Here is an 11,543-nt window from a genome sequence, read left to right on the forward strand (position 1 = left end):
CCAGGACGGGCGCCAGGCGGCCCAGGTCGTGCAGGACGGACCCGCCCGCGCCCTCGGCGTGCAGCTCCTCCAGCCGCGCGCCCAGCAGCGTCGCGCACCGGCGCACCAGGTCCTGGTGCTCGGGGAGCAACGGGGCGAGGGCGTCCACGTTGAGCACCCCCACCACCGCGCCACGTGCGCGCAGCGGCACGGCGATCTCGGCGCAGACCCCGGGCACCGCCAGCCGGTACCGGGCGTCGGTCGTCACGTCCGGGCAGTGGATCTCGACGCCGTCGCTGAACGCGGTCCCCGCGATCCCGGCACCTGGCTGCATCCCGTCCATGACCAGCCACTGCCCACGGCGGGAGAGACAGCGCAGCACCCCACCCCGCTCGAGGTACACGCTGGGCAGCAGGCCACCCTGGCGGGCCAGGTGTCGCGAGACGACCTCGCAGGCCTCCGCCGGGGTGGCGGTCCCGGCCAGGGCCTGCTCCAGGACCGCGGGGTCCTGGGTCTCGGCCGTGCGTTGCCGGGGGACGAGGACCCCGGCCGCCTGGACGCTCAGGACGGCCCACGGGTCCGCCGGGCGGGCGAGCAGGTACCCCTGCGCGAGGTCCACGCCGATCTCCTTCAGGGCGCGCAGCTCGTCAGGGGTCTCGACCCCCTCGGCCACGGTCAGGGCGCCGGTGGCCGAGGCGAAGGCCTGCAGCGCCTCGACCAGGGCCCGCCGGCGGGGGTCCAGGTGCAGGCCGGAGACGAGGAACCTGTCGATCTTGATGAACGACGGGCTGAGCTGCAGGACGTGGGCCATGGACGCGTAGCCCGCGCCGACGTCGTCCACCGCGATCAGCGCCCCGTTGGAACGCAGGGCGCCCAGGGCCTCCAGGAGCGGCTCGTAGTCCTCCACGGCCATGTGCTCGGTGACCTCGACCACGTGCCGCGGCAGCCGCGCGCACAGGGCCCCGAACCTGGGGTCGGCGGCCACGTCGGGCGAGGTGTTGAGGAAGATGAGGCCGCGGCCGGGAGGTGCCCCGGCCGCGGCCGCAGCCGCCAGGCAGGCGAGCTCGACGTCGGCCCTCCTGCCGCAGCCCTCGGCCGCCTCGAGCCATGCCGCGGGGGACATCATCGGCACGGCTGTGGAACGGGCCAGGGCCTCGTACCCGATGACGGTGCCGTCGGCGACGCGCACCACGGGTTGGAACACCGCACGGATGCCGCCGGGGGCCAGGAGCGAGTCGACGAGGGCGGAGACGTCCATCGACGTGTCCATCGACGTGTCCATCGACGTGTCCATCGACGTGTCCGTCGGCACGTCCGTCGGCACGGCGCCCGTGGGTGTGGTCACGGCGAGTCCATCGGCACGTTGATCAACCAAGTTGATTTCCAGATGATGAAACGGTTCGTGACCGCTGTCACGTGACCCGCGCCACACCGGGCCGGGTGATGGTTTGATGAGTCATGCCTCTCTCCGGTGAGTACGCCCCAAGCACCCTCGACTGGGCCCGCGAGCAGGCCGAGCGCTTCGAAGCGTCGGACGGTCGCGAGGCCAACACCCTCAACGGCGTCCCGATCATCCTCATGACGTCCCTGGGGGCACGGTCGGGCAAGATCCGCAAGACACCCCTGATGCGCGTGGAGCACGACGGCGAGTACGCCGCGATCGCGTCCCAGGGAGGCGCCCCCACCCACCCGGGCTGGTACCACAACCTCACCTCCCACCCGCTGGTGGAGCTGCAGGACGGGGCGGTGCGACGCGACTACACCGTCCGCGAGGTCACCGGTGAGGAGCGGGAGCTGTGGTGGGCCCGCGCCGCCGCGGTGTGGCCCGACTACGACGAGTACGCGCGCAAGACCGACCGCGTCATCCCCGTCCTGGTGCTGTCCCCGGTCGACTGACCACCCCCGTACCGCCAGCCCGTCCCCCGCACGGCCCCGAGGACCCCGTCGCCCTCGGGGCCGTCTCATGTCCTGGTCATGTGTCCCAAAGGTCCCAGACGCCTTGGCCCATCTCTCCCTAATCTCTCGGCAAAGACAGAGCCGTGTCACGGGGCACGGCCGCATGGCCCTGCACGCGACGTCGCTGCCCCCGGGTGTCGGCGTCCGACCTTGGAGCTGAGCTGATGAGCGGAACCCTGTCCGACACCACCCAGGACGGCACCGACGAGAAGGTGCGCGCCTTCCTGGAGTCGGTGAACCTGCCGGCGGAGGTCCGCGCGGCGCTCGACGCGTGCCGCCGCGTGATCGTCCCGTCCTCCCGCGCCGAGCTCTACCGCATGGCCCTGGGCCCTGACGGCGGCCCGACCTTCGCCGTGGAGTACGACGTCGACGGCACGATGGTCCGCGAGGCCGACGTGGTGCGCTGCCTGAACGGCGTCTCGGTGAACTACCCCGAGGACTACATGCGCCGGCGGGACCCCGACTGCATGCGGGTGGCCGACGACCTGCCCACCGACAAGCCCCGCTACCGGGACGTGTACGGCAAGGAGTTCGCGCCCACCAAGGCCGAGACCCTCGAGTGGCTGTCCCGCCAGGAGCTCGCCGTCGTCCCGTTCAAGGCCGGTGGCCCCCGCTTCGGGTACCCCTCGCTGGCGATCTGCCCCACCAACGCGGCGTTCTTCGCCACCGCCCTGGTGGACCTGCAGGGCTGGGTGACGTTCGACGAGATCGGCCCGTTCACGCCCCGGTCCATCCTGTACGTGGCACCGCCGTTCCGGCACACGCACTTCGACGGCCGCCAGGTCGTCGTCCACGACCGCACCGAGGACCTGCACGAGTTCTTCGCCTACAACCTGTACCCGGGACCCAGCGCCAAGAAGGGCGTGTTCTCGGTCCTGCTGGACATCGGCCAGCAGGAGGAGTGGCTGACCGCGCACGCCTCGTCGGTGAAGGTCACCACCCCGTACGAGAACGAGACCGTCGTCATGCACGAGGGCGCGTCCGGGGGCGGCAAGTCCGAGATGTGCCAGGAGATCCGTCGCCGCGAGGACGGGCGCATCCTGCTGGGCACCAACGTCGTCACCGACGAGCCGTACGTGATCACCCTGTCCGAGGCCAGCGCCCTGGCGCCGGTGACGGACGACATGACCCTCTGCCACCCGTCGGTGCAGACCGGTGACGGCAAGCTCGTCGTCGCCGACGCCGAGGACGGCTGGTTCGTGCGGGTCGACAACCTCACCGAGTACGGCGAGGACGTCCACCTGGAGCGGGTGTTCATCCACCCCGAGGAGCCCCTGGTCTTCTTCAACCTCGCCGGTGTCCCGGACGCGACCTGCCTGCCGTGGGAGCACAGCCTGGACTCCACCGGCAAGCCGTGCCCCAACCCCCGCATCGTGGTGCCGCGGCGCCTGATCCAGGGAGTGGTGAACGAGCCGGAAGAGGTCGACGTGCGGACCTTCGGGGTGCGCATGCCCGCCTGCACCCGCGACAACCCCACCTACGGGATCATGGGCATGATGCACCTGGTGCCCCCGTCCCTGGCGTGGCTGTGGCGGCTAATCGCCCCCCGGGGCGACAAGAACCCCTCGATCGGTGAGAACGCCGAGGCCACGGCCACCCTCGCGCACGGTGGCATGGTGTCCGAGGGCGTCGGGTCGTTCTGGCCGTTCTCGACCGGCACCCGTGTCGGCGGGGCGAACCTCATGCTCCGCCAGCTGGTCGACAACCCCCGCACCCGCTACGTCCTGACCCCCAACCAGCACGTCGGGGCCTACAAGGTGGGCTTCGCTGCCCAGTGGCTCACCCGGGAGTACCTGGCCCGGCGCGGGCCCGGGCGCATCCGCCCGGACCGCCTCGTCGCCTCCCGCTGCCCCCTGTTCGGGTACACCCTGGAAGAGGTGAAGATCGACGGGCAGCTGATCCGCCCGACGTTCCTGCGCACCCACCTGCAGTCGCAGGTCGGCGTCGAGGCCTACGACGCCGGGGCCAAGATCCTCGGCGACTTCTTCAAGAGCGAGCTCCAGCAGTACCTCACCGACGACCTGGACCCCCTGGGTCGGCGGATCATCGAGACGTGCATGGCCGACGGGACCCTCGAGGACTACGAGGCCCTGACCCCCATGGAGCCCTGACCGGCTCCTACCGGTCCTGAGCGCCCAGGCGCTCAGCCACCTGCGCGGGCGACCGCGATCGCTGCTTCGATCAGCGCCAGGTGGCTGAGCGCCTGGGGCACGTTACCCAGGAAGTCCGCGGTGGCCGGGTCGACCATCTCGGTCCAGATGCCCACGTCGTTCGCGGTCGCCAGCAGCTCGTCCATCCAGTCCCGGGCCTCGTCCACGCGCCCCACGTGCGCCAGTGCCGCGACCCCCCAGAACCCGCACGCCACGAAAGCCCCCTCCTCGGCGGACATCCCCGAGTAGCGGTACAGGTGGGGGCCGGCACCCAGCTCCCGGCGCAGCGCGTCGATCGTGGAGCTCATGCGCTCACCGGTGTCGAACCCGCTGGCCGCGTGCAAGAAGATCGACGCATCCAGGTCCCGCGATCCCGGGAACATCACGTAGGCGCCGATCTCCTCCGACCAGCAGTTCTCCTCCACCCACGCCCGGATCCGCGCGGCCTCCGCACGCCACCGTCGCGGGTCGGCGTGGATCTGCCCCTGCTCGGCCAGGTGCACCGCACACTCCAACGCCTCCCAGCAGCCCAGCTTGGACGTGGTGTAGTGCTGCAGCTCGGGCAGCTCCCAGATCCCCGAGTCCTTCTGGCGCCACACGTCGCACGCCTCGTCCGCGAGCGCGCCCAGGGCCCGGCTGGTCTCGGCGTCGAGCAGGTGCCCGTGGTCGGAGTAGGTGCGGACCATCGACAGGACGTCGCCGTAGACGCCGAGCTGGAGCTGGCGCGCGGCGGGGTTGCCGTCGACGACGGGCCCGATGCCGCACCAGCCGGGGACGTCGACCTCGCGGGGCTCACGGGGCTCGCTGCCGTCGAGCTCGTAGAACACGTGCATGGTGGGGTTGCGCAGGGTGGTGAGGGTCCACCGGATCGCGGCGTGGGTCTCCTCGCGCAGGCCGAACCGGAAGAGCGCGTCGACGGTGTGGGCGGTGTCGCGCAACCAGGAGTACCGGTAGTCCCAGTTCTTGCCGCCCTCGCGGTTCTCGGGCAGGGAGGTGGTGGCCGCTGCGGCGATCGCCCCGGTCAGGGACTGCAGCAGGAGCTTGAGTGCCAACGCGCTGCGCTGCACGGCCTTGCCCCAGGGTCCGTCGTACCGGAACTCGTTGCTCCAGGCCAGCCAGTTCGCGACGGTGCGGTCCACGCCGGCGTCGACGTCCTCGGGGACCGGCAGGTGGGCGGGTTCGTCACGGCTGGCCGCCACACCGACCAGGTGCCGGGACCCGGGGCCGGTCATGAACGTGCCGGCGAGGTCCTGCTCGCCGACGACGGTGGTCATCTCGCCCAGGGTGGGGACGGCGATCGTCAGGTGCCCCACCCGCAGGACGTGGCCATGGACGGTGGGCTGGACCCATGGGGAGAACTCGTTGAACTTGGTACCTGGCGCGACCCGCCAGGCCATGGGGACGTGCCCGGTCAGGCCCTCGACGCGGCGAGCCAGCTCGCTCCACGGCAGCAGGCCCGCGACGCCGGTGTTCAGGGAGTCGGTGACGCGCACGCTGCCGGTGTCGGTGACGAACGTGGTGACCAGGACGTTGGTGCCGACCTCGTAGTGCCGGTGCACCTGGTAGGGGTCCGTGGGTGCGAGCTCGAAGACCCCGCCGTTGCGGGCGTCGAGCAGGGCGGCGAAGGCGGGCGGTGCGTGCAGGTCGGGGGTGGGGAACCAGTCGACACGTCCGTCCTGGGCGATGAGAGCGACGGTGCGCCCGTCGCCGACGGCGGCGTAGGTGCGCAGGGGCGCGTACCCGTCGGTTCGTGCCAGCGGTGGGCGCGGGTCACCCTCGCGGGCGTGCCCTGAGCCCTGGACCGCGTTGTCGGGGCCGCCGTCGACGGTCTCGAAGGTGGGTCGGTCGTTCATGGTGTCGCACCTGGGGCGGACGTTCGTCGTGGCGGTCTCACCTGGTCATCCTGGGGCGCACCGGCACGGACCGCACGCCCGGCGTGGTGGGACCAGGTGACGATGACGTGCCGGTCACCCTGCGGCAACGCTGTGGACACACACGACTCGTAGCGTCCGGTCATGGCACGGTCGGCGTCGGACCTCGTGGACCCGTTCATCGGTACGGGGGTGACGGACCTGCCCGAGCCCACGGGCCTGGCGGCGACGTGGTGGGCGCCCAAGCCGAGGGTCGGCAACACCCACCCGGGCGCGACGTTCCCGCTCGGGATGGTGTCGGTGTGCCCGTACTCGGGGGCGTACCCGACCGGGTACGGGCGGTTCGACCTCAGCACCGAGGGCCTGCCGGCAGCCCTGCACGAGGGGTCCGTGGCCTCGGGGTTCACCCACTTCCACCAGTCGGGCACGGGCGCGATCCGCAAGTACTACAACTACCTGCGGGTCACGCCCATGCTGCAGCCGCTGGACGCGCTCGGGAGCTCCTGGGAGCTGGAGGAGGAGCAGGCGGGCCCGGGGTGGTACTCGGCGACGCTGGCCCCGCAGATCAGGTGCGAGGTGACGGTGGGGCCCAAGAGCGCCGTCCACCGCTACACCTTCCCGCGGCACCACGACGCCCGGGTGGTGGTGGACCTGTCCCAGGGGGGTCTGGCGATCCCGTTCGGCCGCACCGTGCCGTTGCGTGCCCACCTGCACTCGGTGGCGCCGGGCGTGGCGCAGGGCGAGGTCGTGGTCGAGGGGGCACCGCTGGCGGTGCACGTGGAGTGCGACGCGCCGGGGTGGCGGCAGATGCTCTGGTACGACCGCCGGCTCATGCCGGGTGGCACCCGCCTGGACTTCGACCACATCCGGCCGACCACGCTGCGACCGTTCGGGCTCATGTGGGCCGGTCCGAGCGACCCCGGCCACCCGGTGGAGGTGCGCCTGGGGTTCTCGTTGCGTGGGCCGGAGCAGGCGCGAGCGAACCTCGAGCGGGACTGCGGTGGCTTCTCGGCCGACCCGGTGTTCGACCGGCGCCGGGAGGCCACGACCGCCACGTGGGACGAGCACCTGGGCAAGGTGCAGGTCGACACCCCGTCCGCGGGGCGCGCCACCGTGCTGGGGACGGCCCTGTACCACTCGTTGATCAAGCCCTGCCTGGCACCGGACGAGAGCCCGTTCTGGCCGACGGACGGGCCGTTCACGTTCGACGTGGCGACCATGTGGGACATCTACCGCACCCAGCTGCCGCTGCTGACGCTCCTGCGCCCGGACGCCGCGATGGACGTCGCCACGGCCCTGCTGCGGATCTGCGAGGAGGAGGGCAACCTCCCGATCGGGTACCGGATGGCGCGGGGGGCGGACCAGTTCTCGCGGCAGGCCAGCGCGCTGTCCCACACGTTCCTGGCCGACCTGTGCCACCTGGGCCTGCCCCTGGACTGGGACTGGGCGCTGGTGCACCTGCACAACGACCTGCGTCGCGCCTACGGCGAGGACTTCCTCACCCACGGGCTCGCGCACCCCATCACCCACACCCTGGATCTCGCGTTCGGGTACTGGTGCACCGCGCGCATCGCCCACCACGTGGACGACCGCACCCTGGTGGACCAGCTGACCCCGCTCGCCGACCGGTGGTCCCACGCCTACGACCAGGGCACGGGCCTGCTGCTGCCCTCGACGTTCTACGAGGGTGGGGTCTGGAACTACTCGTTCCGCCTGGTGCACGACATGGCGACGAGGATCGCGCTGGCGGGCGGGGAGGAGTCGTTCCTGTCGATGCTGGACCGGTTCTTCGGGTTCGGGGCGCCGCCGGTGACCCAGCCCGGGCACGCCCCCGGGGTGCAGGAGATGACCGCCGGGTACGCACTGGGCCGGTTCGAGGGGCTGAACAACGAACCCGACATGGAGGCCCCGTGGGCGTACCAGTACGCCGGGCGGCCGGACCGGACCGCCGACGTCGTGCACGCCGCCGTCCAGCAGTGCTTCGGGACGGGCCCCGGTGGACTGCCCGGGAACGACGACTCCGGGGGCCTGAGCTCGTGGTACGTGTGGGCCTCCCTGGGGCTGTTCCCGGTCGCGGGCCAGGGCCTGGTGCTGGTGAACGCCCCGTCGTGGCGGGAGTCGGTGATCGCCGTGCCCGGGGGCGAGCTGAGCGTGCAGACCACGGGGTTCACCGAGCCCGACGCCCACGGCCCGGCCCAGTACGTGCAGGACGTGCACCTGGACGGGCGGCGCCTGGACCGTACCTGGCTCACCACCGGTGAGCTGCACGCCGGCGGTCGCCTGCTGATCGAGCTCGGTCCGGAGCCCGGCCGGTGGGACGCCGGACGTCCCCCGTCCCTGCCCGACCCCACGCATCCCAGCGCCCCGCTCGCCGACCCGACCACCCGACCCGTGTGAGGTGCCCCGTGACCAGACTCGTCATCGTCGTCCGTGCCGACCCGGTGATCTGCGGGCACGCCGGTGAGGCCCGCAACCTCGCCGAGGCGGCCCTGGACCGCGGGTTCACCGAGGTGCGGATCCTCAGCTGGCAGGTCGACCGGCTCCAGGAGTGCGGGCTGCCGCTCAAGCCCCTGGACCTGGTGCTGCCCTACCGGGACGGCGTCGTCGTCGAGCGGCCGGAGCCGGTGGGTGACTACCGGGTCCCGGACGGGCGGCACCTGGCCGGGCTCACGGGCCGGCTCGTGGAGCTGTTCACCGACGGGGTGCCCACGGTCGCGATGTCGTTGTACCTGAGTCCGCACGCCACGGCGGTCGCCGACGCCGTGCGGGTCGCCCGGGACACCGGCCTGCCCGTGGACGTCCGCACCGTGGCCGAGGCGGTCGGCTCGGACGTGACGAACGTGGTCCGGCAGTGCGTGGCCGAGGGCCGGTTCGGTGCCGCCGCGCACGTGCTGTCCACCTACCTGGCCCACGACGTGTGTCTGGCGGTGTCGCAGTACACGAGGGACCTGGTCGTGGCCGAGGCCGAGCAGGTCGACGCCCGGCACGGCACCGGGTTCGCCGAGAGGTGCCGGGCCCGGGTGCACGTCTCGTACCCCGCGATCGACACGTCCGCCTACCTGGACCTGGACCGGGCCGAGGGTGACCGGTGGCTCGCGTCCCGTGGTCTGGAGCGCGGACGGTACGTGCTGTACCTGTCCCGGTTGGCCGCCGCCAAGGGGGTCGACGACCTGATCGCCGCCTACGCGGCGTCACGAGCCGCCGGCGAGGTGCCGCTGGTGGTCGCGGGCACCGGTCCGCAGGCCGCCGAGCTGCGCGCACAGGCCGCGGCGTCCACGGCGTCCGGGCGGATCGTGTTCCTGGACGACGTCGGCGATGAGGAGAAGCCCCACCTGATGAGCGGGTGCGCGGCGTACGCGCTGCCGAGCAAGCCTCGTCCGGAGTTCGTGGAGACCTTCGGCATCGCACTGGTGGAGAACATGCTCGCCGGCGGCGGGCCGGTGGTCACCACCGCGACCGGCGGAATCCCGGAGGCGGTGGGACCGCACGCGCTGACCGTGCCCGCCGGTGACCGGGCGGCGCTCGCCACGGCCCTGGACCGCGCGGTCCTCATGACGCCGGAACGCCGGGCGGCGTGGGTGGACGGCGCCCGGGAGCACGCACGCCGGTTCGACAGGGTCCAGGTCCTGGACGGCATCCTCGATCTTCTGGACCGGTCAAACAAAAACGTTTTGGTCGGTTGTTAGTCCCTTGCGCCGTGCTTACGTTGAGGCTATCCACACGGCAGAAGCTTGCCGTTGGGCCCTCTCGGGCGGGGCTCCCTGAGGCCGCCGGGGTCGTCTGCGTCGCTGCGCGGTCCCGGGGAGCGTGGTGAAGCCCCGCCCGCCGTCCGCACCCCAATCGCTCGGGAGTCTCGATGATGAGAACACGGTCCAAGCTGCAGGCCATCGCCGGAACAGGAGCGTTCGCGCTGCTGACGGCCGGCCTGGTGATCGCCTCCGCCCCGGAGGACGCCAGCGCGCACGGCGGTCTGACCTACCCCGCCACCCGCACCTACGCGTGCTACGTCGACGGAATCAACGGCGGCAACGGCGGCGCGCTCAACCCCCAGAACCCGATGTGCCGGGCGCTGTTGGAGAACAACGGCAACTACCCGTTCTACAACTGGTTCGGCAACCTGCTCAGCGACTCCGACGGCCGCCACCGCGAGGTCATCCCCGACGGCGAGCTCTGCGGCCCGGGCAGCCAGTTCTCCGCCGTGAACACCCCGGGCGACTGGCCGACCACCCAGCTGGAGTCCGGCGCGAACATCACGTTCCAGTACAACGCGTGGGCGCCGCACCCGGGCACCTGGTCGCAGTACATCACCCGTGACGGCTGGGACCCCAGCCAGCCGCTGGCGTGGTCGGACCTGGAGCTCTTCGACGAGGTCACCGACCCGCCGATCCGCCAGGGCGGCCCCGAGGGTGCCGAGTACTACTGGAACGCCACGCTCCCGCAGCGTTCGGGCCAGCACATCATCTACTCGATCTGGACCCGTTCGGACAGCCCTGAGGCGTTCTACAACTGCTCCGACGTGGTCTTCGGCGGCGGCGGTGGCACCCCCACCCCCACCCCCACCACGCCGGCCCCGACACCCACCCCGGACCCGACCACGCCGGCTCCGACGCCCACCCCCGAGCCGACGCCCACCACCCCGGCACCGACGCCCACCACGCCGCCGGCGTCCGGTGAGTGCACCGCCGAGCTGACGGTGACCAGCAGCTGGTCCGACGGGTACCAGGCGGACGTCACCGTGACGGCCGGTTCGTCCTCGATCTCCGGGTGGACGACCGAGCTCAACCTCTCCTCCGGCGGCTCGATCCAGAACCTCTGGAACGGCAGCCAGTCCGGCACCGGCTCGTCGGTGACGGTCAGCAACGTGGGTTGGAACGGCTCGCTCGGTGCCGGCCAGACCGCCTCGTACGGCTTCCTGGGCACGGGCTCTGCGCCCAGCTCGGTGAGCTGCGCGGCGAGCTGACACCCAGCACCACGCACGGCTGACTGCGGCCGCTCCCTCCGGGGGGCGGCCGCAGTCGTGCGCCAGCCGCACGCCGGCCGGACTCAGGGCGGACTCAGGGCGGCACCACGGACGCCCCCTGCCCACCCGACCTCCCGGGCGACCCGACCTTCCCCGAGATCGTGAGTTTCGGTCGAGAACGTGCCTCCACACTCACGTTCTCGACCGAAACTCACGCTCCCGGCAGCCCGGCAGTCCGGCGGGCCGGCCCGGGGGTGTCGTTTTTCACCCGGTCCGTGGGTTGGCGTCCGAGACGTGGATCGCTTAGTGTTCAACAAGAAGGCCCGTTGCCTGCCCCCTGCGCAGCGGGCCTTCTCCCATGCCCGGGGCCGGGAGGCCACGTCGACGAGGCGATCGAGACCGGGCCATCGACTCCCCGCCACGCAGGTGAGCCCTGCGCGGGACGCCCGCTGCGGGCCGTGCATCCGCCGAACCCGCAGGCTCCGACCCGGCCCGCACTCCCCGGCCCCGGGTGCCCGCCCGTGCGGGAGCACGACGCGGGGCGCCGACCTCCTGGTCGACGCCCCGCGTTGGCAGGCAGGTCAGCTCATCGGACGGTGCAGGCCACCGCCCCGGCCGAGGGCGCGC

At 72.1% G+C, this 11,543-nt stretch carries 7 protein-coding genes; 5 read left to right on the forward strand and 2 right to left on the reverse strand.

Annotated elements, in window-relative coordinates; translation table 11 throughout:
- The coding region (locus N869_RS16545; RefSeq protein WP_156968465.1) for an EAL domain-containing protein at positions 1–1,324 on the reverse strand (1,324 nt) is incomplete at its 3' end.
- A 113-nt stretch (positions 1,325–1,437) separates the two neighbouring features.
- On the opposite strand from N869_RS16545, the gene N869_RS09070 reads away from it, so the two are divergent.
- Both N869_RS09070 and N869_RS09075 read left to right on the forward strand, forming a co-directional pair.
- Positions 1,438–1,875, forward strand: a complete 438-nt coding sequence (locus N869_RS09070) for a nitroreductase family deazaflavin-dependent oxidoreductase (RefSeq protein ID WP_035060520.1) — start codon at positions 1,438–1,440, stop codon at positions 1,873–1,875.
- A 224-nt stretch (positions 1,876–2,099) separates the two neighbouring features.
- Positions 2,100–4,046 carry a DUF4914 family protein gene (locus N869_RS09075; RefSeq protein WP_084136780.1) on the forward strand — a complete coding sequence of 649 codons (1,947 nt, stop codon included), beginning with the start codon at positions 2,100–2,102 and terminating at the stop codon, positions 4,044–4,046.
- Between the two features lie 32 nt (positions 4,047–4,078).
- On the opposite strand, the gene N869_RS09080 is transcribed toward N869_RS09075, so the two are convergent.
- Positions 4,079–5,938, reverse strand: coding sequence for a glycoside hydrolase family 15 protein (locus tag N869_RS09080; protein ID WP_084136783.1), 1,860 nt, complete (start codon positions 5,936–5,938; stop codon positions 4,079–4,081).
- A gap of 162 nt (positions 5,939–6,100) precedes the next feature.
- Between N869_RS09080 and N869_RS09085 the strand changes: the two genes are divergently transcribed.
- From N869_RS09085 to N869_RS18500, 3 genes are all read left to right on the forward strand, one after another.
- Positions 6,101–8,353 (forward strand): glycoside hydrolase domain-containing protein, encoded by a 2,253-nt coding sequence (locus N869_RS09085; protein WP_035060522.1) that lies wholly within the window; start codon positions 6,101–6,103, stop codon positions 8,351–8,353.
- A gap of 8 nt (positions 8,354–8,361) precedes the next feature.
- Positions 8,362–9,642 (forward strand): glycosyltransferase, encoded by a 1,281-nt coding sequence (locus N869_RS09090; protein ID WP_232229675.1) that lies wholly within the window; start codon positions 8,362–8,364, stop codon positions 9,640–9,642.
- A gap of 170 nt (positions 9,643–9,812) precedes the next feature.
- Positions 9,813–10,916, forward strand: a complete 1,104-nt coding sequence (locus N869_RS18500; protein ID WP_232229676.1) for a lytic polysaccharide monooxygenase — start codon at positions 9,813–9,815, stop codon at positions 10,914–10,916.
- Positions 10,917–11,543 lie beyond the last annotated feature (627 nt).

Source organism: Cellulomonas bogoriensis 69B4 = DSM 16987, assembly GCF_000767165.1.
In the GTDB taxonomy this organism is placed as follows: domain Bacteria; phylum Actinomycetota; class Actinomycetes; order Actinomycetales; family Cellulomonadaceae; genus Actinotalea; species Actinotalea bogoriensis.

Excerpts from the sequence above, each read along its gene's own strand:
- N869_RS09070 (WP_035060520.1), top strand. The coding sequence starts at position 1,438 with ATGCCTCTCTCCGGTGAGTACGCCCCAAGCACCCTCGACTGGGCCCGC.
- N869_RS09075 (WP_084136780.1), top strand. The coding sequence starts at position 2,100 with ATGAGCGGAACCCTGTCCGACACCACCCAGGACGGCACCGACGAGAAG.
- N869_RS09080 (WP_084136783.1), bottom strand. The coding sequence starts at position 5,938 with ATGAACGACCGACCCACCTTCGAGACCGTCGACGGCGGCCCCGACAAC.
- N869_RS09085 (WP_035060522.1), top strand. The coding sequence starts at position 6,101 with ATGGCACGGTCGGCGTCGGACCTCGTGGACCCGTTCATCGGTACGGGG.
- N869_RS18500 (WP_232229676.1), top strand. The coding sequence starts at position 9,813 with ATGATGAGAACACGGTCCAAGCTGCAGGCCATCGCCGGAACAGGAGCG.